Here is a 25,722-nt window from a genome sequence, read left to right on the forward strand (position 1 = left end):
CAAAATTGCTGTGTAACTCAGATTCGTTTTATACCGCTTAGTTCCGGGATTAAGTTATGGAAAAAGTAAAAATTTATTGGTCGTCTTTACAAAACTCATGGCTTATTCAACGGCCATAAGCTTGCGGTATTCATCCCAGGCATACAAATCTGTCATCCCGCTGATATAGTCCTGGATAAGACGACAGCGATAATAATATTCCATGACTGGCCATTGGGAAGAATGACGATCTATTTTACTGACGGCCTCAATGTATGCCAGCCGGTGACGGGTTGAAAGCTTCTGATAGAGACGAGATTCAATCGGCAGGCGGCGAACACGTTCATTTTCGACCAGCTCGCAAAACTCATCGACCGTCAGCTGGAGCAGCGGGCCATAAATTTCCAGCAAACCGCTGATAACCCGGTATCCTTGCAGCTCCAGCTGTTCGACATCCGGGTGGCTGAAAACATGGCGAACAGCCACGTTTTTATATAATTCAAGCAGCTGACTAAAACTGCTCTCATCTTCCAGCAGGGCGTGATTAAATTCCCCGCTAAATATCATCGGCAAATTATCAATGAAACGGGCGGCCGCATACGGCACCAGTTTATTCAGCGTATTGACCCGCAAATACATAAAGAACTGATCTTCGGTACTGCGGCTCAGCGAATTTGAACGCGATTTATCCCAGGCATTCTCGACGACCTGTGCAAACAGAGAACCTTTTTCATGCTCTCCCCAGGCATCGTGAAGATGCTGATACAGCTCCTCGACGCTGAATATTCTTTTTTCCACTGCGTCTTCCAGATCGGCCACGCAATAAGAAATGTCATCAGCCGCTTCCATAATCCACGTCAATGGAAAACGGCCATTCGGCGTTAGCGAAAGTTCTTTACGCAACCGTTCAATGTACGCTTCTTCCGACAGGTAATAGCCCGGTTTTTTCATCAGGTAGCTATGGGTGGCAGGCGTTTCCCCCATCCACCACGCGGGACGCGTGTATTTAAGAATACAGCCCACCTGCGCCCAGGTCAGATTCATGCGCATCAGGGAGTGCACCAGACGGATCCCCTGCGCGTTACCTTCGAAATGACACAGATCCTGACGCACCTTGCGGCGCAGATCGTTCAGGCTATCTTCGCCCTCACGCAGGCGTAAATCGCGTACCACACAGCGGTCATCGCTGAGCGGCTGGCTTATGGCGTCAGAGGGAAAAAGCCGCTGTTTAAACCAGTCATTGATGGCGGCCTCGCCGAAATGACCAAAGGGAGGATTGCCGATATCGTGCATCAGGCAGGCCATCTCAACGATGCTTTCGAACGGCCCGGTCAGTTCATCCAGCCCGTAGGTTTCCAGCAGACGTTGCTCTTTAAGACGGCTGAGGATCTCTTTTGCAATGTAGCGCCCCACCTGCTGCACTTCCATGGAGTGCGTTAACCGCGTACGCACCGCGGCGTTACGCTCCAGCGGGAACACCTGGGTTTTTTGCTGTAACCGGCGGATGGCGGGCGAATTGATGATGCGTCCGCGATCGCTTTCAAAAATGCGCAGGATCTCATGTTCGCTCTTATCGCCCTGTGGCGAACGGAAACGTCGGTGCCAGTTAATTTTGGTGCGAAAATCGATTGGTGCCATGTGCTCCCCCGCGTGAGAATGCGTTTCCCCTTAACCGCATGATAGACTATGCATCTTAACAAGGCACATCGCGAGTAAATCTATGAAAATCGGCATTATTGGTGCAATGGAAGAAGAAGTTACGCTACTGCGTGACAAAATTGAGAACCGTCAGACCCTCTCCCTTGGTGGCTGTGAGATCTACACCGGCCAGCTGAACGGCGTTGACGTGGCTCTGCTGAAATCAGGCATCGGTAAAGTTGCAGCGGCACTGGGCGCGACCCTGCTGCTTGAGCGCTGCAAGCCTGACGTTATCATTAATACAGGTTCGGCGGGCGGTCTGGCGCCGACGCTGAAAGTGGGCGATATCGTGGTTTCCGACGAAGCGCGTTACCACGATGCAGATGTCACCGCATTCGGCTACGAATATGGTCAGCTTCCGGGCTGCCCGGCCGGGTTTAAAGCGGATGATAAGCTGATTGCCGCCGCTGAAAGCTGCATTAACGAGCTGAACCTCAATGCGGTGCGTGGCCTGATCGTCAGCGGCGATGCCTTTATCAACGGCTCTGTTGGTCTGGCGAAAATCCGTCATAACTTCCCGCAGGCTGTGGCCGTTGAGATGGAAGCCACGGCCATTGCGCACGTGTGCCATAACTTCAGCGTGCCGTTCGTGGTCGTTCGCGCGATCTCTGACGTGGCGGACCAGCAGTCCCACATCAGCTTCGACGAGTTCCTGGCCGTTGCGGCCAAACAGTCCACCGTGATGGTGGAAACCCTGGTGCAGAAACTGGCGCGTGGGTAAGGTGTCATTCAGGGCGCTGGTCGCCCTGCTTCTGCTCGCCCCGGCCTGGCTCATCGCCGCGCCGCGGGTGATCACACTCTCCCCTGCCAATACGGAACTGGCGTTTGCCGCCGGGATTACGCCCGTTGCGGTGAGCAGCTTTTCCGATTATCCACCGCAGGCCGCCCAAATCGAACAGGTTGCCACCTGGCAGGGAATGAACCTGGAACGCATCGTGGCGCTGAAGCCCGATCTGGTTCTTGCCTGGCGCGGTGGTAATGCCGAACGACAGGTGAACCAGCTCTCTTCGCTGGGAATAACGGTAAAATGGGTAGATGCGGTGAGCATCGAACAGGTGGCGCAAACCCTCCGGGACCTCGCGCCCTTCAGCCCTACCCCCCAACGCGCCGAGCACGCTGCACAGCAGATGCTCAACGACTATGCTGCGCTAAAAACCCGATACGGCACGCAACCGAAACAACGCGTTTTTCTGCAATTTGGCAGCCAGCCGCTGTTCACTACCGGGAAAGGTTCGATCCAGAACCAGGTGCTTGAGATCTGTGGAGGTGAAAATATCTTTGCCGAAAGCCGGGTCCCCTGGCCGCAGGTCAGTCGTGAGCAGGTTCTGGCGCGACAACCGCAGGCCATTGTGGTGGTCGGAAATGCGAGCGAGATTCCTAAAATAGAACAATTCTGGCATCGGCAGCTTAAAATTCCGGTCATCGCACTCAACAGCGACTGGTTTGAACGCGCCAGCCCGCGTATTATCCTCGCCGCAAAACAACTCTGCGCCGAACTGGCAGAGAGTCACTCAAACAGATAAATACCCTATTCGAGGATTTAACGATGCTCGTGTATTGGCTGGATATTCTTGGCACAGCCGTTTTTGCTATCTCCGGCGTTTTGCTTGCCGGAAAACTACGCATGGATCCTTTTGGCGTACTGGTGCTCGGCGTCGTTACGGCGGTAGGCGGCGGAACGATTCGCGATATGGCGCTGGCAAACGGCCCGGTATTCTGGGTAAAAGATCCAACGGATCTGGTGGTGGCGATGGTCACCTGCCTGTTAACCATCGTGCTGGTTCGTCAGCCTCGCAGACTACCAAAATGGATATTGCCAGTGCTGGATGCCGTCGGTCTGGCGGTCTTTGTGGGAATAGGCGTGAATAAAGCCTTTATTGCCGGGACTGGCCCGCTGGTGGCGATCTGTATGGGCGTGTTGACCGGCGTGGGCGGAGGGATTATTCGCGACATTCTGGCGCGAGAAGTCCCGATGATCCTGCGAACGGAAATCTACGCGACGGCCTGTATCATCGGGGGGATTGTTCACGCCACGGCGTATTATACCTTTGCTGTCCCGCTGGAAAACGCGGCGATGCTGGGGATGGTGGTAACGCTGGTGATCCGTTTAGCGGCGATACGCTGGCACCTGAAGCTGCCGACGTTTGCACTGGATGAAAATTCAAGATAGGTATCGTTTATAAGCCCGGTGGCGCTTCGCTTACCGGGCCTACAATTTGCATTCAGGTTAAATACTGAATGAAGAACCACACCCGCAGGTGCTGGTCGCATTCGGGTTAGTCACCACAAAGCGCGAACCTTCCAGACCTTCAGTGTAGTCCACTGAACCGCCCACCAGATATTGCAGGCTCATCGGATCAACCACCAGCGCGACGCCCTGTTTCTCGATAGTCATATCACCATCGTTAACCTGGTCGTCAAAGGTAAAACCATACTGGAAGCCACTACAGCCGCCGCCGGTAATATAAACACGCAGTTTCAGATCCGGATTGTCCTCGTCGGCAATCAGGGTTTTCACTTTTTTCGCTGCTGCTTCGGTAAATTCCAGCGGCAACGCTACGTCATCACTCATCTTATGCTCCCATGAATACTGCGACTGCTATTGGGTAAAAATCACCCAATTCTTTTTGTCATTATCTAATACCCTGGTAATTCATTCAAGTATTCTGCTTCAGGGCCTGTTCAGCTTCCTGTTTCGCCAGGGTACGGGCAAGAATGGTGGAGTATAGCGGTTTTCCACCCAGGAATTGGGCTAATAGTGTCGCGCCGAGGCAGGTAATGATCATTGGCAAAATGAGCTGGTAATTGTCGGTCATTTCCAGCACCAGCACGATCCCGGTCAGCGGCGCACGCAGGGAGGCCGCCAGCAGCGCCCCCATTCCCGCAACCGCAAACGCCCCCGCATCCAGATGGTAGGCCGGGAAGCCTGCCGCCGCCGCCATCCCGAACGCCGTACCCAGCAGCGTCCCCAGCGCCAGCATCGGGGCGAAAATGCCGCCCGGGGCACCAGAGGAGAAGCACAATACCGTGGTGATGACGCGTGAAATAAACATAAACAGCAGCAGGCCTACGCTGAAATTCCCCGCCGCGGCAATGGGAATCAGACCGAAACCGCCGCCCGCCGCATTCGGTTCGATAAAACCGAGGATCCCGCACACGCCACCAAGCAGGCCCCCCACCAGCACCCATTTCGTGGTATTTCCGCCATGGATGCGCTGAAACATATCCTGAGCCCGTAAAATCAGGGCGTTAAAAAGCGGGCCAACGACGCCAAAAATCATCCCAAGAATCAGATACAGCCACAAAGTATTGACCGGCGCATTGGTTAGCTTGCCAACTTCAATCACCGCCCCTTCGCCGTTAAAGACGCGAAAGACAATGCTCGACATAATCACGCCGGTAAACACCGCTTTAATGGAGATCAGGTTGTAGCGGAACTGGGCGCGCATCTCTTCAATGATAAACAGGATACCCGCCAGCGGCGCGTTAAACGCGGCAGACAGCCCGGCCGCCGCCCCCGTCGCCAGCAGCGTATGGCGCGCTTCGGCGCTGCGCATACGGAACAGATCGCCGACCATGCGCCCGACGTTACCGCCCAGCTGTACCGTTGGTCCTTCCCGACCGAGCACCATGCCCGCTCCGAGCGTTCCCATCCCGCCGATAAATTTCACAGGAAGCACGCGCCACCAGCGAACCGGGCGTAGCTCTTCCAGCGCCCCCTCAATTTCAGGGATCCCCGAGCCGCCTGCTTCAGGTGCGAATTTACGCACCAGAAAATAGCCCACCATGGCAAACAGGGCCGAAAGGCCAAAGGCCCACACCCAGACCAGCCATTCACGATCCGCGAAGCTGGCGACGGTACCTATACGCCAGTTGAGCACCGCATTGACGGCTTTCTCAAACGCGACGCCTACCAGCCCGGCCAGCGTGCCCACAACGGCGGCTGCCACCAGAATGGCTAACGGGGTTTTGTCACGGTTGAGCAGCCGCCGGATACTGACCCGGTGCTTCGCGCGCGTAAACTGTTGTTGTTCAAAAGAAGGCGTGTTCTCGTTCATTACCTGTTCTGTTTCGTCATACAAAAGGCCGCAGGGATTCTACCAGAGACAATCCCCTCGTCCCCTGAAAAATACTTAACAATTGTTAAGCCTTCTATGGGGCAAAAATTTTATAACCTCTTCCGAATCACTTAGAATAGTTGCCTTAACTCATTTCTACGAACCAGGAACGACGCCATGAGCAAGTCTGAAAACCTCTACAGCGCAGCCCGCGAGCTAATCCCAGGCGGCGTGAACTCACCCGTGCGCGCCTTTACCGGCGTGGGTGGCACCCCGCTGTTTATCGAACGGGCGGATGGCGCATATCTGTATGATGTGGATGGTAAAGCCTATGTCGATTACGTCGGCTCCTGGGGCCCGATGGTACTGGGCCACAACCACCCGGCGATCCGCAATGCGGTGATTGAAGCCGCTCAGCGCGGCCTGAGCTTCGGCGCGCCAACCGAGATGGAAGTCAAAATGGCAGAACTGGTCACCGAGCTGGTGCCAACGATGGACATGGTGCGTATGGTGAACTCCGGTACCGAAGCGACCATGAGCGCTATCCGTCTGGCGCGCGGTTTTACCGGCCGTGACAAGATCATCAAGTTCGAAGGTTGTTATCACGGCCATGCAGACTGTCTGCTGGTGAAAGCCGGTTCCGGCGCGCTGACCCTCGGCCAGCCAAACTCTCCGGGGGTGCCGGCTGATTTCGCGAAACACACGTTGACCTGCACCTATAACGATCTGAACACCGTTCGCGCCGCGTTCGAGCAGTATCCGCAGGAGATCGCCTGCATCATCGTTGAGCCAGTTGCGGGCAACATGAACTGTATCCCACCGCAGCCTGACTTCCTGCCGGGCCTGCGCGCCCTGTGCGATGAGTTCGGCGCGCTGCTGATCATCGACGAAGTGATGACCGGCTTCCGCGTGGCGCTGGCGGGTGCCCAGTCTTATTATGGCGTGGAGCCGGATCTGACCTGCCTCGGCAAAATCATTGGCGGCGGCATGCCTGTCGGCGCGTTCGGTGGACGTAAGGACGTCATGGACGCGCTGGCGCCAACCGGTCCGGTTTACCAGGCGGGTACGCTCTCCGGTAACCCGATTGCGATGGCGGCGGGCTTTGCCTGTCTGACCGAAGTGGCGCAGCCGGGTATCCACGAAACCTTGACGGACCGGACGACGCAACTGGCAAACGGTTTGCTGGAAGCCGCAGAAGATGCGGGTATTCCACTGGTGGTGAACCACGTGGGCGGGATGTTCGGGATTTTCTTCACCGATGCGAAAACCGTGACCTGCTATCAGGACGTGGTGAAATGCGACGTGGAACGCTTCAAACGCTTCTTCCACCTGATGCTGGGAGAAGGCGTGTATCTTGCCCCGTCAGCGTTTGAAGCGGGCTTTATGTCCGTGGCGCACAGCGAAGAAGATATCAATAACACCATCGACGCAGCGCGTAAGGTATTTGCGAAGCTGTAAAATGTGCGGCTTGATGCCCTCACCCCAACCCTCAGCCCACAGGGAGAGGGAGCAAACACTAAAACGGCAATCTAAGGATTGCCGTTTACTTTTATTACCGACTCTGCTTTCTCAACAGATAAATAAAGTAAGGCGCGCCGATAAAGGTCGACAGGAGGCCCGCCGGGATCTGATACGGGAACAGCACCATCCTTCCGCACCAGTCAGCAAAGACCAGGATCGCCCCGCCCGTCAGCGCAGAGATCACGATATGCGGCAAAGTCCTGCGGAAACCCATCATACGGGCGATATGCGGCGCCATTAATCCGACAAAACTGAGCGGGCCGATAGTCATGGTGGCCGTCGCCGTCAGGCACGCGGCCAGCAGCAACAGCGCAATGCGCGTTGGCGTCAGCGCCACCCCGACCGCGCGGGCGGTATCCCCACCCAGCGGCAGAATGGTCATCCAGCGGCGGCACAGCGGCACAATCGCCAGCAGCACGATCATCACAATCCCGGTATGCACCACCTGACTGCCGGTGGCGTTGTATGTTGAACCGGAAATCCATGTCAGGATCTGCGCCATGCGCGGATCGCCGCTCGCCTGCAACATCATCAGCAGCATAGTAAACGCGGTGCTGAGCGCCATCCCGGCCAGCAGCATGCGGTGAGGTGAGAAACCACCTCGCCCGGAGGCGATCAGGATAATCATCAGCGTGACTGCCGCACCGATACTCCCGGCAGGCATCAGCCAGCCGAACGCATTTCCCGGTACGAGGAACAACATCAACACTACGCCAAACGCGGCCCCGGAGCTGATCCCTAAAACTTCCGGGCTTGCCATCGGGTTGCCGGTGAGACGCTGGATAATACAGCCCGCCACCGCCAGCATGACGCCCGCAATCAGCGCGGAGAAAATCCGCGGCCAGCGCCACTGCATGAGTTCATGCAGCAAATCCCCCGTTGCCCAGTGCCAGCCCGTGGCGTCGCGTCCCAGCGAGAGTGCGGCAAACGAGGCGATAACCAGCACTGCCAGCCCGGCAAGGCTGAACCACACCACCGACTGACGCTCGGCATGCACTTTATCGCCGGCATCCATCGCCGGAGCGCTAATGCTGCGCAGGCGCGGCAGCAGCCACAGCAGCAGCGGCGCGCCGATCAGGGCCGTCACCGAGCCCGTGGAAACTTCCATCCAGACGCGCGCCAGCCAGAGAATGAGCTGATCGGAAAGCCAGAGTATCAGCGCACCAATCAGCGGCGCCAGCATCAGACGCGCCAGCAGACGGCGCGCGCCGAGCATTTTTGCCAGCAATGGCGCAAACAGGCCGATAAAACCGATGATGCCGACGGCGTTAACCAGTAACGCGCTCAGCACAATCGCCAGGGTCAGGGCCGCCAGACGGGCCAGCGACAGCGCCAGCCCGAGATTGCGCGCCACGCCGTCATCGAGGCCCATCAACGTGAGCGGACGCAGCAGCAGCAGCGTCAGCACCACGCCGCCAAACAGCTGCGGCCACAGGCGCTGGACGATACTCCAGTCGGTCTGGGTGAGCGTGCCGGTACTCCACATAAACATGCTTTGCAGCTGATCGTGGTGAAACAGCACCAGCAGCTGGTTGATCGCCCCACAGTAGAGGCTGACGACCAGCCCCGCGAGGATCAGCGTGACCGGCGAGAGACGTTTTCCCCAGGCTACGCCAAAGACCAGCGCACCGACCACACATGCGCCTGCCAGCGCGGCAAACTGCGAGGTTAACACTCCCGGCAGGGTCCAGAGCGTGGTGATGGTGATCCCCAGCTGAGCCCCCGTCGCCACGCCCAGCGTGGTTGGCTCCGCCAGCGGGTTACGTAGCACCTGCTGAAACAGTACGCCCACCAGTCCCAGTCCCGCCCCGACCAGCAGGGAGATAGCCAGACGCGGCAGCAGGCTGTAGTGGAACAGCATTTGCTGAATATTGTCGATATCCGGTGCGGCAAACGCGGCTGCCCACTGATCGCGCGGTAACGCCGTGGTCAGGTTAAAGCCGGTTAATGCCAGGGCAGCCAGAAAAATGAGCGCTAACAGTAACATCGGGAAACGGGCCATACGCGTGCTCATGCTTTGCCTCCCAGTGCATTGTCCAGCACGCGGGCAAAATGCATGGCCGACAGCGTCGCGCCGTAGAACCATACCGCTGGCGCGCGCAGGAAGCGCTGCTCGCGGACAAACGGCATTGCCTGCCAGAGCGGAGTCGCCATCAGGGTTTGCATTTCGCGCTCATTGCCGTGGTCAAAGCACAGCACGTCCACATCACGAAACGCCGCCAGACGGTCAATCCCCACGGCGGTACTGCCCCAGAACGTCATCTCGCCTTCCCAGGCATTGCGAATGCCAAAGCTGTCGAGTACTTCCTGGAACAGACAGTTATTTCCAAAGACCAGCATATGGCGGGCATCCAGCAGGGTCACCATCAGCAAAGGCCGATCGCCACGGTGGGCAAAGCGCGGCTTAAGGGAATCAATCAGCGCATCAAATTCATTGAGATGTTTTTTCGCCTCAGCCTCACGGTTGAGGAACTGCGCCATCTCGTGGATGGAATTTTTTGCCATGGTCAGCGGCTTTTTACCGTCGCTAAAGGAAAAGCCCCGTCCGGGCGCAATCTTCGCCATGATCTCTTCCGACGGGCCATACCCCGCAGACCAGAATAAATAAGACGGTTTCATCTGGGTGAGAAGCTCAAGGTTCGGCTCCGTACGCAGACCGATGTCGATGACGGAGTCCGGCAGTTTTGGCTCATTCACCCACAGGGTGTAGTTGGGAATATCGGCCACGCCGTAAGGCGTCACGCCCAGCGCCATCATCAGTTCGACGGGCAACCACTCCAGCGCCACGATGCGGTGCGGATCGACTGCGGCAGCGCGGGCCGGGCCCATCTTTAACAGCAGCGGTGAGAGTGCCATGGCCGTCAGCAGGCGACGGCGGCTAATTAATGTTGGATCCAGCATCAGTAGACAAAGCTCACGGGTGCAGCCCCGGCCGGGTGAGGCAGAATGCCCATAGGAATACCGTAGATATGTTCCAGCGTTTCGCTGCGCATCAGTTCGGCAGGCGTACCCTGAGCGATCATTTCACCGCCGCGCAGCGCTACCAGATAGTCGCAGTAGCGTGCCGCCATGTTGATATCATGCAGAACGGCAATCACCGTCAGGCCGCGCTGCTGGCTTAAGCGATGCACCAGCGCCAGGACGTCAACCTGATGAGCAATATCCAGCGCTGAAGTGGGTTCGTCGAGCAGCAGGCAGCGGCTGTCCTGCGCTACCAGCATCGCGATCCATGCGCGCTGACGCTCGCCACCGGACAGGCTATCCACCAGACGGTGCGCCAGCGGTTTTAACCCAACCAGCGCGATCGCCTCTTCCACTTTCTCTCTGTCAGCAACGCCAAAACGCCCGAGCGCACCGTGCCACGGATAACGTCCAATCGCCACCAGCTCGCGCACCGTCATCCCCTCCGCCTGCGGCAACTGCTGCGGCAGATAGGCCACCTTGCGGGCAAAGGCCTTACTGCTCCAGCTCGCCAGCGGCTGGTCATCCAGCAGAATGTCGCCCTCGGACGGCGGCTGATGACGGCCCAGCATCTTCAGCAGCGTCGATTTACCGGAACCATTGTGCCCGATTAAACCGGTCACTTTACCTGCGGGAAACGTCAAAGAGAGCGGATGCAGCAAGGTGCGCCCGGGTACGCGAAAGGAGAGATTGTTGAGCGTGAAGGTGGAGTCGGATTGCGTTTTAGTATCCTGCATGTCAGCCAACTTAAATAAAAAGGGCACGGCGAACCGTGCCCATAAAGAGGTTAGAAGCGGAAGGTCGCCGTGGCAACAACCTGGCGTTCAGCACCCCAGAAGCAACCGTAGGTGTTGAAGCAGCTTGCAACGTACTCACGATCGAACAGGTTGTTCACGTGAAGCGCGACGTTTGAGCCGGCCATGCCTACACGCGCCAGATCGTATCTGACCAGTGCATCAACCAGCGTATAGCTTCCAACAGTGAAGCTATTCGCCGGGTCACCTTTGCTGGAGCTGGTGTAACGCACACCAGTACCCAGCGTCAGGCCAGACAGCGGGCCATCAAACATCGTGTAATCACCCCACACGGATGCCATATGTTTTGGCACCTGCGCCGGTGTGTTGCCTTTGTAGTTAGTGTCGGTGGTGTATTCAGCATCGGTATAGGTATAAGAACCTACAACGTTAACGCTTGCAGAGAGCGCCGCTTTCGCTTCCAGCTCTACGCCACGGGCGCGGATCTCACCGCCTTCAACGGAGAAGAATGAGCCCGCCGGGTCAGCCATCAGGTTGTTGGTTTTGGTCAGCTGATACACTGCACCGGTGATCACGATCGGACGATCGTTCGGCACGTATTTCACGCCCGCTTCGTACTGCTTGCCTTTAGACGGTGAGAACAGTTTACCCTGAGCATCGGTCTGTGAAGCCGGTTCAAAGGATTCGCTGTAGCTGAAGTAAGGGGTTACGCCGTTATCGAACAGATAGTTAACGCCGCCACGCCAGGTAAACTGGGTATCATCACGTTTGGAGGTGGTATTCAATACACGGTTGTAGGACTCCTGATCGGCCCAGTCGTAACGGCCGCCTAGAGTAACCAGTACTTTATCCCACTGCGCCTGATCCTGAACATACAAACCGGTCTGTTTCTGACGGTTGAGGATCTGATATGCACCGGAGGTTGCAGGATCTTTTGAGCCAAAATCGAAATCGCTGCTTACCGGATTGTAGAGATCCAGCAACGGTACCGAGTCGTCATAGCCAAACCAGGAGTTGATATCATTGCGCATACGCATAAAGTCAACACCAGTCAGCAGGATATGGTCTACCTGCCCGGTCGCAAATTTGCTCTGCAACTGAGTATCAACGGTGAAGTTTTGCAGTTTTTCATTATCAACAACATATTTACGTGCCAGATAATGACCTTTATCGGCAGGAGCTAACGCAGCACACTGTTTGCTGCCGCTATTTGCCGGATCGGTACATACACCGTAGCCGTAAACGCTGTTTTGCGAGGTTTTATTCTCGGCAAAACGCAGGTTCTGACGCACGGTAAAGGTGTCGTTAAATTTGTGGTCGAAGCTATACCCAACCATTTTCTGGTTACGGGAATAGGTATTGTTCTTCGCACCTTCGTTGAAGTCCGTCGACAGACGATCACCGTTTGGCAGCGGATCGACCGTTCCCTCTTTTGGCAGCCAGCCGTAATAGCCTGTTTCAGGCTCGTTCTGGAAGTAGGAAAGGAAAGTGAAAGTCGTTTTATCATCCGGACGCCAGGAGAAAGATGGCGCGATGGCATAACGCTGCTCGCCTTTATTTTCCTGCTGTGCGTTGTTAGAACGCGCAACCCCCGTCAGGCGGTAGGAGTAAACGCCGTCATCGTCGATGGCATCGCTGAAGTCAAAGCCGGTCTGGAACAGGCTGTCAGTACCAGCTTTAAACTGGATCTCTTTCAGCGGCTCTGTTGTTGGACGCTTACTCACCATGTTCAGCAGGCCACCAGGGCTGCTTTTTCCGTACAGAACGGAAACCGGACCGCGCATGATTTCAGCGCGCTCCAGCATATAAGGATCAATCACCGCGTCGTTATAGAAGTTGCCCTGCATCTTCATACCGTCGAGGTAGTTGTTCTGGCTCTGACCATCGGCCGCGAAACCGCGAATAACCAGGTAGTCGTAAGTATTAGAAGCACCACGGGTGCCTACCGCAACGCCCGGGGTATAGCTCAGAGCTTCTTTAACGGAACGTGGCTGATGCAACGCCATCTCTTCGGAAGTTACCACAGAAATAGACTGTGGAACCTTTTGAATTGGCGTGTCTGTTTTGGTTCCAGTCGCAGAATGGCGAGCGGCGATAGTCGCAGCAGGACCCCAGGCACTTTCCTGTGCAGCCGGTGCGGCAGTCACGGTGATGGTTTCTTCTTTCTTGGGGGTTTCAGCGGCCTGTGCATAAGCAGACATGCCGGCAACCGCTGTGGCTACGACGGCTGCGATTTTACGCAGCGACGTGTTAATTGGCTGAGCAGTATTGGAAAGCGCCATGATGGATCTCTGATGAAAAAGGTGAATGATAACGTAAACGAGAATTATTATTATGACCGCAGAATAATATGCGAAACGCTGACGGCATAGCAAGCGATATGCGGCCCTACAAGAATTGAGGGTTTAAGAAATAATCAACGGAAAACGGGTCGTTAATAAGGATTGAAAACAGGGTTAAGGAAATGAGTTGCTGAGGTGAAAAAATACCCCCTTCCAGGGAAGGGGGTGTCATAAGGGCTAGTTGCCGCCGAACATATCCTTGATCCAACCGGCGACGCCGTCGCTGTCTTTCTTCTCTTCCTGCTGCTGCGGCTGTTGCTGCTGCGGCTGCTGAGGCTGAGAAGACTGATCGAACGGGTTACCTGTCGGTTCTTCTGGCTGGCTTTGCTGGCACAGCGCATCCGGGTTGGTCGTCCAGACCGGCAGCGAACGCACGCCGCCGCCACAGATGAAGTTACCCGAGCTGTCCACGCCCATATCGACGATATCTTCCGGGGCAACGAGGTTCAGCGGCACCGGAGACTGATTGGCCAGATAGCGCTGGTAAATCGACATCGCGCCGCTCGCACCATACAGTTTGGTCGGCTGGTTGTTATCGCGGCCCACCCAGGTGATCACCACTTCACGGCCATCAATACCGGCGAACCAGGTATCGACGTTGTTGTTGGTAGTCCCGGTTTTACCTGCCAGATGCAGACCAGGATACTTCGCCCCCAGCTGACGCCCGGTACCGCGCTGGACCACCTGCTGCATGGTCCACAGCGTCATATAGGCCGCCTGCGCCGGAACAGCGCGCTCCGCCTGCGGGAAGCTCTGATACAGCACGGAGCCATCTTCGGCAATCACCGAACGCAGGGCGGAAAGCGGCGCTCGGTTACCGCCGCTGGCGATGGTCTGGAACGCCTGGGCCACTTCGATTGGCGTCAGGTTAAGCGCCCCCAGGATCATCGCTGGCACAGGGTGCAGCTGATCTTTCGGTACGCCCAGCTTCTGCCAGGTGTCGGTGATGGCGGGGAGGCCCAGCGCCATGCCGAGGTTAACAGTCGGCACGTTCATCGAGCGGGTTAACGCATCCACCAGCATCACCTGGCCGCTGAACTGCTTATCATCGTTCTGCGGAGACCACACCTGGCCGTTAGGCTGGCGCAGGGAGATTGGCGCATCGGCAATCCAGGTGTTCAGTCGATAGAGATTCGGCTGGCTCAGCGCGGTCAGGTAGGTTGCCGGTTTTGCCAGAGAACCAATCGAACGACGCGCCTGCATCGCGCGGTTATAGCCCGCATACTGCGGCTCGGCGCCGCCCACCATGGCGCGAACTTCGCCGGTGTTGCGATCAACTACCACCATCGCGGTTTCCAGATCGCTCAGCTTACGCTGCTTCTTCAGAACCGGAATACCTTCAACCGCCGCTTTTTCTGCCGCATCCTGCGCCACGGAGTCGAAGGTGGTGAAGATCTTCACCCCGGAGAGATCTTTCACTTTATCTCCGAGCTTAGACTGCAGCTCCTGACGTACCATCTGCATAAAGGCAGGCTGCGGAGAGATCACCCCACCGCGCGGCTGAACGCCCAGCGGACGCGCGCTCAGCATGTCGTACAGCTCCTGGTCAATCACCTGCTGTTGTTGCAGCAGACGCAGCACCAGGTTACGACGCTCCAGCGCCAGTTTCGGGTTACGCCACGGGTTGTAGATCGACGCGCCTTTTACCATGCCCACCAGCAGCGCCTGCTGGTCAAGGCTCAGCTCTTCTACCGGACGGCCAAAGTAGTACAGGCTCGCCAGCGGGAAGCCGCGGATCTCGTTATCGCCGCTCTGACCGAGGTACACCTCGTTCATGTACAGCTCAAGAATACGATCCTTGCTGTAGCGCGCATCCATCAGCACGGCCATGTACGCTTCGTTGGCTTTACGCCAGTAAGAGCGCTCGCTGGAGAGGAACAGGTTTTTCACCAGCTGCTGGGTCAGGGTACTCGCCCCCTGCACCGTACGCCCCGCAGTCAGGTTAGCCAGTACCGCACGACCAATGGAGTAGAGGCTAATCCCGTCGTGCTCGTAGAAGTGGCGGTCTTCGGTTGCCAGCAGGGTATCCACCAGCAGATCCGGGAAGCCGTTACGCGCCACGAACAGGCGCTGTTCGCCGTTTGCGGACGACAGCATGGTGATGAGACGTGGATCGAGACGGAAGAAACCGAACTGGCGATCGTTATCCATGTTCTCAATGGTTTCCAGGCGATCGCCGTCAAAGGTCAGACGCGCGCGCACCTGCCCCTCTTTACTGTCCGGGAAGTCGAACGGACGGCGGATCATCTCAATGCTTTTCGCCTGGACGGTAAATTCACCCGGACGGGTCATTTTCGTGACCTGACGATACTGCGTGGCTTGCAGCAGCTTCACCATCTCATTCTTGCTGATGGACATGTCCGGCTCAAGGTTCACCATGCGGCCGTACACTGCCGCAGGCAATTGCCAGACTTTCCCGTCGATACGGCTGCGGATCTTCTGATCCAGATAAACGCCGTAAATCGCGATCAGGACAACAAAAACAATAAACAGCTTCAGCAGCAGCCAGAACCAGCCGCGCTTACCACGAGGCTTACGCCCTTTGCCTTTCCCTTTACGCGGCATCGGTTCTTCATCCTCATAATCGTCTTCATAGTCATCGTCATACTCCTCATCTCTGAGGCGACGACGGCTTACCTTTTCTTTCGCCGGACGCGTCGGCTTTCCCTTACGTCCTATTGGCTCGCGGTCATTCCCCGCCATGCTTTTTCTCCGCAACATTCAGGCGCAAAGGCCAGATTTTCTTATCTTGCACAGGTCAGTGAAAGAAGAAATCTCTCAAAATAAACAGCAAGACTTTCCTGACAGGAAAGTCTTTAGTGTTTTCTCCCTCTCCCTGTGGGAGAGGGCCGGGGTGAGGGCATCAGGCCGCACTTTACCTTTCAGGCCGCACTCCCCCATTACGAATATTTCTTCGTGCGCCGTGTCGGCGCGGTATTCGCCGGATCGTCCGGCCAGACGTGTTTGGGATATCGCCCCTTCATCTCTTTCTGCACTTCACGATAGCTCCCCGCCCAGAACGCACCCAGATCGCGGGTGATCTGCAAGGGACGATGCGCAGGCGAAAGCAGCTCAAGCACTAACGGCACGCGCCCTTCAGCGATGGACGGCGTGGTGGCCTCACCAAACATCTCCTGCATCCGAACCGCCAGCGCTGGCGGATTATCCTCATGATAACGAATGGCAATCCGACTCCCGGTTGGCACAGTGTAATGCCCAGGCAGTTCACTATCCAGACGTTGACGTAACGACCAGTCCAGTAAATTCTGTAACGCTGCCTTAACATCAAGCGCCTTAAGGGCGCGCAGGGAGTGTACGCCGCTCATCTGCGGCAACAACCACTGTTCAAGCGTCGCGAGCAGCGTCTCATCATCCACCGCTGGCCACCCCTGTTCCGGCAGCCACTTCGCGGCGCAGTGCAGACGTATACGATATTGTTCAGCCTCAGGCGTCCAGTTCAATACGCTCAGCCCTTTTTCCCGAATGCCGTTCAGCATCGCCTGGTGTAACTCTTCCTCCGACGGCTTCGCCAGCGGTTTTGTCCCGAGCGTCAGTTTGCCAATCTGGCTACGACGGAACGCCTTCAGCGTGCCCTGGGCATCATCCCATTCGACAATGTCAGATTGCTGAAGCAGCTGCGGGCAGGTACGCGTCAGGGCGTCAATATCTACGGCAACCGCCTGCAAGATGCGCGCATCCGGGGAGTGACTACCCTGGAGTAAGAGCGGCGCGATCAGCCATTCATGACGCGTCAGAGCATCATCGCTGTCCAGCATCGCGCCCATCCCATTTGCCAGTTGATAACGACCATCCAGCCCGCGACGGCGCGCGATCCTGTCCGGGAAGGCCTGGGCCAGAAGAGGGATAACTTTATCGCTGTCGGGCGATCCTCCCCGGCTCTTCAGGCGGTGACACAACTGCTGCGCGCGCTGTTGCCAGTTTCCCTGCTGGCGTGAAAAGGCCTGTCCCAGATCGCTGCTGCCACCGCGCGGCGGCTCCTCAAGAATAGCCGCCAGTTTTGCCGCCGTGGCAATTTCATCGTCGCCTTGTGCTGCCACCAGCATCGCTGCCAGACGCGGATCGTTGCCCAGCGCCGCCATTTTCTGGCCGCGCGCCGTCAGTCGCTCGCCTTCCAGCGCGCCAAGCTGGGTCAGCAGGCTGCGCGCGGCGGAAAGGTTCACAACAGGCGGAGGATTAAGCCAGGTGAGCTGGTCAGGGTCCGGGCAGCCCCACTGCATCAGATCCATTACCAGCCCGGAGAGATCGCTTTGTAAAATCTCAGGCGTACTCTGCAATGCCGCACGCTCCGCCTGCTCGGCGCTGGTTAAATGCAGGCAAATACCCGGCTCAAGACGCCCTGCTCGGCCTGCGCGCTGCACCATTGAGGCCTGGCTGATGCGCTGCGTCAGTAGCCTGGTCAGCCCGGTACGCGGATCAAAACTGGCCACCCTCTCCTGCGTACTGTCCACCACCAGGCGAATGCCTTCGATGGTCAAACTGGTTTCGGCGATATTGGTCGCCAGTACCACTTTGCGCTGCCCCGCCGGTGCGGGAAGGATCGCCTTGCGCTGGTCAGCCAAATGCAGCGCGCCGTAGAGCGGGCACAGCATAACGTCACTGCTCACCCGGGATGCCAGCTGCTCCTGTACGCGCTGGATTTCGCCTACGCCGGGTAAAAACAGCAGCAGCGAGCCGGGTTCCTGACGGAGCAATTCGGCGGTGGCGATGGCAACGGCTTCGTCAAAACGCTGATGGGCAGGCAGCGGCTGAAAGCGGCGCTCGACCGGGAACGCACGCCCTTCAGAGGAGATCATCGGCGCGTCAGGGAGCGTCTGCCGGAGCCGCTCGTTATCCAGCGTCGCCGACATAATCAGCAGCCGAAGGTCGTCGCGCAGCCCCTGCTGAACGTCGAGCAGCAGCGCAAGGGCCAGATCGGCCTGGAGGCTGCGCTCGTGAAATTCATCAAGGATCACCAGCCCGACGCCGCTCAGCTCCGGATCGTTTTGCAGCATACGGGTAAGAATGCCTTCAGTGACCACCTCCAGCCGCGTAGACGGGCCAATGCAGGTTTCGGCGCGCATCCGGTACCCTACCGTCTCGCCCGGTTTTTCATTCAGCAGTTCCGCCAGGCGCTGCGCCACATTGCGCGCCGCCAGCCTGCGCGGTTCCAGCAGGATAATTTTCCCGCTGATGCTCCCCTCGCGCAGAATTTGCAGGGGCAGCCAGGTGGATTTACCCGCTCCGGTAGGCGCGCTGAGCAAAACCTGTGGCGCATGTTCTAAGGCTGCGAGAAGCTCAGGAAGGACGACGGCGACGGGCAAAGAGGACACTTACGGCTCCAGAGGGTTAACATTAATCGGCGTACATTGTAGCATCGGCGCATATCATTACCGAGTCTTGCGCATGTCTGAGTCAAAACGGCTATTCTTCGCCATTGAATTACCCACCACGCTTCAACGGCAAATTGTTCGCTGGCGCGCCAGCCACTTCCCCGCGGAAGCGGGCCGCCCTGTCGTCGCCGCCAATATGCACCTGACGTTAGCTTTTCTTGGCGAGGTGAGCGCAGAAAAGCAGCGCGCGTTAAGCGCAATGGCCGGACGCATTTCTCAGCCGGGTTTTACGCTGCATCTTGACGATGCCGGGCAATGGCTACGCTCTCGGGTGGTCTGGCTGGGGACGCGGCAGCCCCCTCGCGGACTGCTCCAGCTCGCAAATATGCTGCGGGCACAGGCCGCGCGCAGCGGCTGTTATCAGAGCCCGCAGCCGTTTCATCCCCACATTACCCTGCTGCGCGATGCGGGTCAGGCTGTTGCCATCCCGCCACCGGGCTTCCACTGGTCCTTTCAGGTGAATGAATTTGCGCTGTACGAATCTGCCTTTGTACAAGGACGCACCCGCTATACTCCGCTCCAGCGCTGGACGCTGGGCGATACGTTAAGGAATCCTGATGAAGTTTAGCCCTGCACTCCAGCCCGCCACGCTGATCCAGCGTTACAAACGCTTTCTCGCTGACGTGATCACGCCTGAGGGCGAAACGCTCACGCTGCATTGTCCTAACACCGGCGCCATGACCGGTTGCGCCACACCGGGTGACACGGTCTGGTATTCCACATCAGAAAATACTAAACGCAAATATCCTCATACCTGGGAAATGACCGAGACGCAAAGCGGGGCATTTATTTGCGTTAATACCCTGCGCGCAAATCAGCTGGTTAAGGAAGCCCTGACAAATGGAATCCTTCCTGAACTGGTGGGTTACGGCACGCAAAAAAGCGAAGTGAAATATGGCGATGAAAGCAGCAGAATTGATTTTATGTTACAGGCGGAAGACCGCCCTGAGTGCTATATTGAAGTGAAATCAGTGACGTTAGCGGAAGAGGAAAACGGCTTCTTTCCGGATGCGGTAACGCTACGTGGCCAGAAGCATCTGCGGGAGCTAATGAGTGTAGCGGCGGCGGGCAAGCGCGCCGTGTTGCTGTTTGCGGTTCTGCATTCAGCCATTGAACGGTTTTCCCCGGCCCGTCATATTGATCCTAAATACGCGCAATTGTTGAATGAGGCACAAAAGCAGGGGGTAGAGATTTTCGCTTATAAAGCGGAACTTTCTGCCGATAATATGACTCTGAGATCCTCTCTTCCCATTGTCCTATAAGGGATTAGACGATTGACTAATAAGTGTTCTGGCCGCGTGCGCAAATACGCTTTTCCTCACAGGGTTGTCAAGTGTTACGTTTAGATAATTGCCATACGGAAAAGCATCTGCTATTTATAGCGACCTGATTTTTCCCCCAACACGGGGATCGATAGTGCGTGTTAAGGAGAAGCAACATGCAAGAAGGGCAAAACCGTAAAACATCGTCCCTGAGTATTCTCGCCATCGCTGGGGTGGAGCCGTATCAAGAGAAGCCGGGCGAAGAGTATATGAACGAAGCCCAGCTGTCGCACTTCAAGCGTATTCTTGAAGCATGGCGTAATCAACTCAGGGATGAAGTCGATCGCACCGTTACACATATGCAGGATGAAGCTGCTAACTTCCCGGATCCGGTCGACCGTGCCGCTCAGGAAGAAGAGTTCAGCCTCGAACTGCGTAACCGTGACCGCGAGCGCAAACTGATCAAAAAGATCGAGAAAACGCTGAAAAAGGTCGAGGACGAAGATTTTGGCTACTGCGAATCCTGCGGTGTTGAAATCGGTATTCGTCGTCTGGAAGCGCGTCCAACAGCCGATCTGTGCATCGACTGTAAAACGCTGGCAGAAATCCGCGAAAAACAGATGGCTGGCTAACGCCTTCCCTCTCACTACTCTGCTAAGGCGGGAGTTTCTCCCGCCTTGTTACCGTTGATATGTCTGAATCTCACTATATCGGGCGCTTTGCGCCATCTCCCTCCGGTGAATTACACTTCGGCTCATTAATTGCCGCGCTCGGCAGCTACCTACAGGCTCGCGCCCGTCAGGGTAAATGGCTGGTTCGCATTGAAGATATCGATCCTCCGCGTGAAGTTCCCGGTGCGGCAGAAACTATTCTGCGTCAGCTGGAACATTACGGTCTTCACTGGGACGGCGACGTACTCTGGCAGTCTCAACGCCATGATGCCTACCGTGAACGTCTGGCGTGGCTTGCTGAACAGGGCCTTTCCTATAACTGCACCTGCACGCGTGCGCGAATTCAGAGCGTGGGTGGCGTTTACGACGGCCACTGCCGTACGCGGCACAACGGCCCTGAGAATGCCGCCGTACGGCTGATACAGCGCGCTCCGGTGACGCAGTTTACCGATGTCCTCTCAGGAACCATTCAGGCGGATGATCGTCTGGCGCGTGAAGATTTTATTATTCACCGTCGTGATGGCTTGTTTGCCTATAACCTGGCGGTGGTTGTCGATGACCATTTCCAGGGCGTCACGGAAATCGTGCGTGGGGCGGATTTGGTTGAGCCTACCGTGCGGCAAATATCGCTTTACCAGCAGTTTGGCTGGACGGTGCCGGATTACATCCATCTGCCGCTGGCGGTCAATGAACAGGGGAGTAAGCTGTCAAAACAGAATCATGCCCCGGCGCTGCCTGACGGCGATCCGCGCCCGGTATTGATCGACGCGCTGCGATTTCTCAACCAGAATGTAACGCAGGAATGGCAGGATCTGAGTCTGGATGAATTGCTGAAAACGGCCATTGCTGACTGGACGCTTATGGCCGTGCCAAAAATCCAGCATTCTCAAATGCGTTGCGCTGAGCTATGATTAGCCGCTTTTTTGATAACAAAACACACTACGAGGTGTACTATTTTTACCCGAGTCGCTAATTTTTGCCGTAAAGTGCTGAGCCGCGAAGAGAGCATGGCGAATGATGCTATTGCACAGCCACACATGTCGGTCATTCCGCGTGAGCAGCACAATATTTCCCGCAAAGATATCAGTGAAAATGCCCTCAAGGTGCTCTATCGTCTGAATAAAGCAGGCTACGAGGCCTATCTCGTCGGCGGCGGGGTGCGCGATTTACTGCTGGGCAAAAAACCAAAAGATTTCGACGTGACGACCAGCGCCACGCCTGAACAGGTGCGTAAATTATTCCGCAACTGCCGTCTGGTTGGCCGCCGTTTCCGTCTGGCGCACGTGATGTTTGGGCCGGAAATTATTGAAGTGGCGACCTTCCGCGGTCACCACGAAGCGGGCATCAACGATCGCACAACTTCCCAGCGCGGCCAAAACGGCATGCTGCTGCGCGACAACATCTTTGGCTCTATTGAAGAAGATGCTCAGCGTCGCGATTTCACCATCAACAGCCTTTACTACAGCGTGGCGGATTTTACCGTGCGCGATTACGTCGGCGGTATGCAGGATCTGAAAGACGGCCTGATTCGCCTGATCGGCACGCCGGAAACGCGCTATCGCGAAGATCCGGTCCGGATGCTGCGCGCCGTGCGTTTCGCCGCCAAGCTAAACATGCGTATCAGCCCGGAAACCGCAGAGCCGATCCCGCGCCTGGCGACGCTGATTAACGACGTCCCCCCTGCCCGTCTGTTTGAGGAGTCGTTAAAGCTGCTCCAGGCAGGCTACGGGTTTGAAACCTACAATTTGCTGCGTGAATACAACCTGTTCCAGCCGCTGTTCCCGACCATTACCCGCTACTTCACCGAAAACGGTGACAGCGCAATGGAGCGGATGATTGCACAGGTGCTGAAGAACACGGATACCCGTATTCATAACGATATGCGCGTGAATCCGGCGTTCCTGTTCGCGGCCATGTTCTGGTATCCGCTGCTGGAAACGGCGCAGCGCATTACCCAGGAGAGCGGCCTCGCCTATTATGATGCGTTCGCGCTGGCGGCAAACGACGTGCTGGACGAAGGCTGTCGCACGCTGGCGATCCCGAAACGTATTACCACGCTGGTGCGTGATATCTGGCAGCTTCAGCTGCGTATGTCCCGCCGTCAGGGTAAACGTGCCTGGAAACTGATGGAGCATCCTAAGTTCCGCGCCGCGTTCGATTTGCTCTCTCTGCGTGCTGAAGTCGAAAGAAACCAGGAGCTACAGCGCCTGGCGCAGTGGTGGGGAGAATTTCAGGTCTCTGCACCACCGGAGCAAAAAGATATGCTCACGGATCTGGATGACGAGCCGGCACCGCGCCGTCGTCACCGTCGCCCGCGCAAGCGCGCGCCGCGTCGTGAAGGCACAGCATGACCCTGGCGTATATTGCCATCGGCAGCAATCTGGCCTCTCCGCTTGAGCAGGTTAACGCTGCCGTTCAGGCGCTGGGGGAGATCCCGCAAAGCCGTATCGTGGCGGTCTCCTCCTTTTACCGTACGCCCCCGCTCGGCCCGCAGGATCAGCCTGATTATCTGAACGCCGCCGTGGTGCTGGAAACAGCCCTTGACGCAGAAACGCTGCTGGATAATACCCAGCGTATTGAGCTACAGCAGGGTCGCGTACGTAAAGCCGAACGCTGGGGACCGCGCACACTCGACCTCGATATTATGCTTTTCGGCCACAAGGTGATTAACACCGAGCGCCTCACCGTTCCGCACTATGACATGAAAAACCGTGCGTTTATGCTCTGGCCACTGTTTGAAGTCGCCCCCGATCTCACCTTCCCTGACGGCACCTCGCTGAACGCCGTTCTGCAAAGCCTCAACGCGGAAAAACCGGTCCGCTGGTAATCCCGTGTCGCCCCCGATTAGCCATGTGTTAAATATGGTTAATCGATTGCCTAAAATCATTGTTCCCTCGAATGTTACTGTTAGAATGCGCAAAGATCCGCTTTTGGGCCATCAGGAAACAGTATGAAACCAACTACCATCTCCTTATTGCAGAAATGCAAACAGGAAAAGAAACGCTTCGCCACTATCACCGCGTATGACTACAGCTTCGCAAAACTGTTTGCCGAAGAAGGGATCAACGTCATGCTGGTCGGAGACTCGTTAGGGATGACGGTACAAGGACATGATTCTACTCTGCCGGTCACGGTCGAGGATATTGCTTACCATACCCGCGCCGTGCGCCGGGGTGCGCCCGCCTGCCTGCTACTTTCCGATCTGCCGTTTATGGCGTATGCCACCCCGGAACAGGCCTTTGAAAATGCGGCAACAGTGATGCGCGCCGGCGCCAATATGGTCAAAATCGAAGGCGGCGACTGGCTGGTCGATACGGTGAAAATGCTTACCGAACGGGCCGTGCCAGTTTGCGGGCACTTAGGGCTGACGCCGCAGTCCGTGAATATCTTTGGCGGTTATAAAGTTCAGGGGCGTGGCGATGCGGCGCAGACGCTGTTTGATGATGCCCTGGCGCTGGAAGCCGCTGGTGCACAGCTGCTGGTGCTGGAGTGTGTGCCGGTTGAGCTGGCTAAGCGTATCACTGAGGCGCTGTCGATTCCGGTGATCGGCATCGGCGCGGGCAACGTCACCGATGGCCAGATTCTGGTCATGCACGACGCCTTCGGGATCACCGGCGGTCACATTCCAAAATTTGCTAAAAATTTCCTGACAGAAGCAGGCGACATGCGTGCTGCTGTGCGGCAGTATATTGCCGAGGTTGAGTCCGGCGTTTATCCGGGCGAAGAACACAGTTTCCATTAAGGAGTCCAGGTGTGCTAATCATAGAAACTCTGCCGCTGCTGCGCCAGCATATCCGCCGTGCACGTCAGGAAGGTAAACGTATCGCCCTCGTCCCGACCATGGGCAATCTGCACGACGGCCATATGAAGCTGGTCGATGAAGCGAGAGCCCGTGCAGATATCGTGGTAGTCAGTATCTTCGTTAACCCGATGCAGTTCGATCGCGAAGACGATCTGGCGCGCTATCCACGTACCTTGCAGGAAGATTGCGAGAAGCTCAAAAAACGTTATGCGGATATCGTCTTCGCACCGGCCCCCGCAGATGTTTATCCTCAGGGTACCACTGAAGCGACCTACGTCGACGTACCGGGTATTTCGACCATGCTGGAGGGTGCCAGCCGTCCGGGCCATTTCCGCGGCGTTTCCACCATCGTCAGCAAGCTGTTTAACCTGGTGCAGCCGGACATCGCCTGCTTTGGCGAGAAAGATTTCCAGCAGCTGGCGCTGATCCGCAAAATGGTTGCCGATATGGGCTACGACATAGAGATTGTCGGCGTGCCGATTGTACGTGCGAAAGATGGCCTGGCGCTTAGCTCCCGTAACGGCTATCTGACTGCGGAACAGCGTAAAATTGCGCCAGGCTTAAGCAAAGTCATGAATACCATGGCAGAGCAACTGCTGGCAAAAGAATTAACCGCAGAAGAAATCATCGCTCTGGCTGAACAGGCGCTGAACGAGAAAGGTCTTCGTGCTGACGACGTTCAAATTCGGGATGCCGATACGCTTCTGGAACTCTCAGATACCAGCAAACGTGCGGTAATTCTGGTGGCGGCTTGGCTCGGCCAGGCCCGCCTTATCGACAACAAAGTGGTTGAACTGGCGTAGTTTTACTACCCGGAAGTGAAAGGTAAACGTAATGATTCGCAAAATGCTACAAGGTAAGCTTCACCGTGTGAAAGTCACCCAGGCCGACCTGCACTATGAAGGCTCCTGCGCGATCGACCAGGATTTTCTCGACGCGGCGGGTATTCTCGAAAACGAAGCTATTGATATCTGGAACGTTAATAACGGCAAACGCTTTTCAACGTACGCGATTGCCGCTGAACGCGGGTCTAAAATCATCTCCGTTAATGGGGCAGCGGCGCACTGCGCGGACGTGGGTGATATCGTCATTATTGCCAGCTTTGTGATGATGTCTGACGAAGAGGCACGTCGCTGGCAGCCAAAAGTGGCATACTTTGAAGGCGATAATGAAATGAAACGTATTGCGAAGGCAATTCCGGTTCAGGTTGCCTAAGCCAATAGTACTGTTATAAATTACCCGACAAATAGGTTGGGTAATTTATACATAATTAAAATGAATAG

At 56.6% G+C, this 25,722-nt stretch carries 22 protein-coding genes; 13 read left to right on the top strand and 9 right to left on the bottom strand.

Annotated features, from left to right (window positions below):
- Positions 1–102 precede the first annotated feature (102 nt).
- Positions 103–1,617, bottom strand: a complete 1,515-nt coding sequence (gene dgt, locus IM282_RS20150; protein ID WP_023299363.1) for a dGTPase — start codon at positions 1,615–1,617, stop codon at positions 103–105.
- 82 nt (positions 1,618–1,699) lie between these two features.
- Between dgt and mtnN the strand changes: the two genes are divergently transcribed.
- From mtnN to IM282_RS20165, 3 genes are read left to right on the top strand one after another with little or no spacing between them, the layout of a single operon-like run.
- Positions 1,700–2,398 carry a 5'-methylthioadenosine/S-adenosylhomocysteine nucleosidase gene (gene mtnN / locus IM282_RS20155; RefSeq protein ID WP_003856223.1) on the top strand — a complete coding sequence of 233 codons (699 nt, stop codon included), beginning with the start codon at positions 1,700–1,702 and terminating at the stop codon, positions 2,396–2,398.
- The gene (btuF, locus tag IM282_RS20160) at positions 2,391–3,200 is read left to right on the top strand and encodes a vitamin B12 ABC transporter substrate-binding protein BtuF (RefSeq protein ID WP_022647099.1); all 810 of its coding nucleotides are present in this window, start codon (positions 2,391–2,393) and stop codon (positions 3,198–3,200) included. Before mtnN ends, btuF begins: the two co-directional genes overlap by 8 nt.
- Positions 3,201–3,223: 23 nt before the next feature.
- On the top strand, positions 3,224–3,847 hold the full coding sequence (locus IM282_RS20165) for a TRIC cation channel family protein (RefSeq protein WP_003856227.1): 624 nt from the start codon (positions 3,224–3,226) through the stop codon (positions 3,845–3,847).
- A 57-nt stretch (positions 3,848–3,904) separates the two neighbouring features.
- Here IM282_RS20165 and erpA read toward each other — a convergent pair whose 3' ends face one another.
- Together erpA and clcA are read right to left on the bottom strand one after the other, a co-directional pair.
- Complete coding sequence (erpA, locus tag IM282_RS20170) at positions 3,905–4,249, bottom strand: iron-sulfur cluster insertion protein ErpA (protein WP_003856230.1); 345 nt, start codon at positions 4,247–4,249, stop codon at positions 3,905–3,907.
- A gap of 85 nt (positions 4,250–4,334) precedes the next feature.
- Complete coding sequence (gene clcA, locus IM282_RS20175; protein WP_192970761.1) at positions 4,335–5,735, bottom strand: H(+)/Cl(-) exchange transporter ClcA; 1,401 nt, start codon at positions 5,733–5,735, stop codon at positions 4,335–4,337.
- A 177-nt stretch (positions 5,736–5,912) separates the two neighbouring features.
- Here clcA and hemL point away from each other — a divergent pair, with 177 nt between their 5' ends.
- Positions 5,913–7,193: a glutamate-1-semialdehyde 2,1-aminomutase gene (gene hemL, locus IM282_RS20180; protein WP_192970762.1), complete on the top strand. Its 1,281-nt coding sequence runs from the start codon at positions 5,913–5,915 to the stop codon at positions 7,191–7,193.
- Positions 7,194–7,287: 94 nt separating this feature from the next.
- Here hemL and fhuB read toward each other — a convergent pair whose 3' ends face one another.
- From fhuB to hrpB, 6 genes are all read right to left on the bottom strand, one after another.
- Positions 7,288–9,270 carry a Fe(3+)-hydroxamate ABC transporter permease FhuB gene (fhuB, locus tag IM282_RS20185; RefSeq protein ID WP_192970763.1) on the bottom strand — a complete coding sequence of 661 codons (1,983 nt, stop codon included), beginning with the start codon at positions 9,268–9,270 and terminating at the stop codon, positions 7,288–7,290.
- On the bottom strand, positions 9,267–10,157 hold the full coding sequence (fhuD, locus tag IM282_RS20190; protein ID WP_126314617.1) for a Fe(3+)-hydroxamate ABC transporter substrate-binding protein FhuD: 891 nt from the start codon (positions 10,155–10,157) through the stop codon (positions 9,267–9,269). The genes fhuB and fhuD overlap by 4 nt, the downstream gene beginning before the upstream one ends.
- Positions 10,157–10,954 (bottom strand): Fe3+-hydroxamate ABC transporter ATP-binding protein FhuC, encoded by a 798-nt coding sequence (gene fhuC, locus IM282_RS20195; RefSeq protein ID WP_022647093.1) that lies wholly within the window; start codon positions 10,952–10,954, stop codon positions 10,157–10,159. The genes fhuD and fhuC overlap by 1 nt, the downstream gene beginning before the upstream one ends.
- Positions 10,955–11,004: 50 nt before the next feature.
- Positions 11,005–13,254: a ferrichrome porin FhuA gene (gene fhuA, locus IM282_RS20200; RefSeq protein WP_192970764.1), complete on the bottom strand. Its 2,250-nt coding sequence runs from the start codon at positions 13,252–13,254 to the stop codon at positions 11,005–11,007.
- A 237-nt stretch (positions 13,255–13,491) separates the two neighbouring features.
- Positions 13,492–16,017: a bifunctional glycosyl transferase/transpeptidase gene (mrcB, locus tag IM282_RS20205; RefSeq protein ID WP_023305460.1), complete on the bottom strand. Its 2,526-nt coding sequence runs from the start codon at positions 16,015–16,017 to the stop codon at positions 13,492–13,494.
- 197 nt (positions 16,018–16,214) lie between these two features.
- Positions 16,215–18,644 (bottom strand): ATP-dependent helicase HrpB, encoded by a 2,430-nt coding sequence (gene hrpB / locus IM282_RS20210; protein ID WP_069596248.1) that lies wholly within the window; start codon positions 18,642–18,644, stop codon positions 16,215–16,217.
- Positions 18,645–18,717: 73 nt separating this feature from the next.
- Between hrpB and thpR the strand changes: the two genes are divergently transcribed.
- The 9 genes from thpR (at position 18,718) to panD (ending at position 25,654) form a co-directional block, all read left to right on the top strand.
- The gene (gene thpR, locus IM282_RS20215) at positions 18,718–19,272 is read left to right on the top strand and encodes an RNA 2',3'-cyclic phosphodiesterase (RefSeq protein ID WP_003856249.1); all 555 of its coding nucleotides are present in this window, start codon (positions 18,718–18,720) and stop codon (positions 19,270–19,272) included.
- Positions 19,262–19,966 carry a DNA/RNA nuclease SfsA gene (gene sfsA, locus IM282_RS20220; RefSeq protein ID WP_023299353.1) on the top strand — a complete coding sequence of 235 codons (705 nt, stop codon included), beginning with the start codon at positions 19,262–19,264 and terminating at the stop codon, positions 19,964–19,966. Before thpR ends, sfsA begins: the two co-directional genes overlap by 11 nt.
- 176 nt (positions 19,967–20,142) lie before the next feature.
- Positions 20,143–20,598 (top strand): RNA polymerase-binding protein DksA, encoded by a 456-nt coding sequence (dksA, locus tag IM282_RS20225; protein WP_001155232.1) that lies wholly within the window; start codon positions 20,143–20,145, stop codon positions 20,596–20,598.
- A gap of 59 nt (positions 20,599–20,657) precedes the next feature.
- Positions 20,658–21,548 carry a tRNA glutamyl-Q(34) synthetase GluQRS gene (gluQRS, locus tag IM282_RS20230; RefSeq protein ID WP_022647088.1) on the top strand — a complete coding sequence of 297 codons (891 nt, stop codon included), beginning with the start codon at positions 20,658–20,660 and terminating at the stop codon, positions 21,546–21,548.
- Positions 21,549–21,590: 42 nt separating this feature from the next.
- On the top strand, positions 21,591–22,988 hold the full coding sequence (gene pcnB, locus IM282_RS20235; RefSeq protein WP_071892880.1) for a polynucleotide adenylyltransferase PcnB: 1,398 nt from the start codon (positions 21,591–21,593) through the stop codon (positions 22,986–22,988).
- Complete coding sequence (gene folK, locus IM282_RS20240; RefSeq protein ID WP_032625542.1) at positions 22,985–23,464, top strand: 2-amino-4-hydroxy-6-hydroxymethyldihydropteridine diphosphokinase; 480 nt, start codon at positions 22,985–22,987, stop codon at positions 23,462–23,464. Before pcnB ends, folK begins: the two co-directional genes overlap by 4 nt.
- Positions 23,465–23,587: 123 nt before the next feature.
- Complete coding sequence (panB, locus tag IM282_RS20245; RefSeq protein ID WP_022647086.1) at positions 23,588–24,379, top strand: 3-methyl-2-oxobutanoate hydroxymethyltransferase; 792 nt, start codon at positions 23,588–23,590, stop codon at positions 24,377–24,379.
- 11 nt (positions 24,380–24,390) lie between these two features.
- Positions 24,391–25,242, top strand: coding sequence for a pantoate--beta-alanine ligase (gene panC, locus IM282_RS20250; protein WP_063148374.1), 852 nt, complete (start codon positions 24,391–24,393; stop codon positions 25,240–25,242).
- A gap of 31 nt (positions 25,243–25,273) precedes the next feature.
- Positions 25,274–25,654, top strand: a complete 381-nt coding sequence (panD, locus tag IM282_RS20255; protein WP_022647084.1) for an aspartate 1-decarboxylase — start codon at positions 25,274–25,276, stop codon at positions 25,652–25,654.
- The last annotated feature ends 68 nt before the right edge of the window (positions 25,655–25,722 follow it).

The organism is Enterobacter cloacae complex sp. P29RS (assembly GCF_014893445.1).
In the GTDB taxonomy this organism is placed as follows: Bacteria; Pseudomonadota; Gammaproteobacteria; order Enterobacterales; family Enterobacteriaceae; genus Enterobacter; species Enterobacter intestinihominis.

Excerpts from the sequence above, each read along its gene's own strand:
- dgt (WP_023299363.1), bottom strand. The coding sequence starts at position 1,617 with ATGGCACCAATCGATTTTCGCACCAAAATTAACTGGCACCGACGTTTC.
- mtnN (WP_003856223.1), top strand. The coding sequence starts at position 1,700 with ATGAAAATCGGCATTATTGGTGCAATGGAAGAAGAAGTTACGCTACTG.
- IM282_RS20165 (WP_003856227.1), top strand. The coding sequence starts at position 3,224 with ATGCTCGTGTATTGGCTGGATATTCTTGGCACAGCCGTTTTTGCTATC.
- erpA (WP_003856230.1), bottom strand. The coding sequence starts at position 4,249 with ATGAGTGATGACGTAGCGTTGCCGCTGGAATTTACCGAAGCAGCAGCG.
- clcA (WP_192970761.1), bottom strand. The coding sequence starts at position 5,735 with ATGAACGAGAACACGCCTTCTTTTGAACAACAACAGTTTACGCGCGCG.
- hemL (WP_192970762.1), top strand. The coding sequence starts at position 5,913 with ATGAGCAAGTCTGAAAACCTCTACAGCGCAGCCCGCGAGCTAATCCCA.
- fhuB (WP_192970763.1), bottom strand. The coding sequence starts at position 9,270 with ATGAGCACGCGTATGGCCCGTTTCCCGATGTTACTGTTAGCGCTCATT.
- fhuD (WP_126314617.1), bottom strand. The coding sequence starts at position 10,157 with ATGCTGGATCCAACATTAATTAGCCGCCGTCGCCTGCTGACGGCCATG.
- fhuC (WP_022647093.1), bottom strand. The coding sequence starts at position 10,954 with ATGCAGGATACTAAAACGCAATCCGACTCCACCTTCACGCTCAACAAT.
- fhuA (WP_192970764.1), bottom strand. The coding sequence starts at position 13,254 with ATGGCGCTTTCCAATACTGCTCAGCCAATTAACACGTCGCTGCGTAAA.
- mrcB (WP_023305460.1), bottom strand. The coding sequence starts at position 16,017 with ATGGCGGGGAATGACCGCGAGCCAATAGGACGTAAGGGAAAGCCGACG.
- thpR (WP_003856249.1), top strand. The coding sequence starts at position 18,718 with ATGTCTGAGTCAAAACGGCTATTCTTCGCCATTGAATTACCCACCACG.
- sfsA (WP_023299353.1), top strand. The coding sequence starts at position 19,262 with ATGAAGTTTAGCCCTGCACTCCAGCCCGCCACGCTGATCCAGCGTTAC.
- dksA (WP_001155232.1), top strand. The coding sequence starts at position 20,143 with ATGCAAGAAGGGCAAAACCGTAAAACATCGTCCCTGAGTATTCTCGCC.
- gluQRS (WP_022647088.1), top strand. The coding sequence starts at position 20,658 with ATGTCTGAATCTCACTATATCGGGCGCTTTGCGCCATCTCCCTCCGGT.
- folK (WP_032625542.1), top strand. The coding sequence starts at position 22,985 with ATGACCCTGGCGTATATTGCCATCGGCAGCAATCTGGCCTCTCCGCTT.
- panB (WP_022647086.1), top strand. The coding sequence starts at position 23,588 with ATGAAACCAACTACCATCTCCTTATTGCAGAAATGCAAACAGGAAAAG.
- panD (WP_022647084.1), top strand. The coding sequence starts at position 25,274 with ATGATTCGCAAAATGCTACAAGGTAAGCTTCACCGTGTGAAAGTCACC.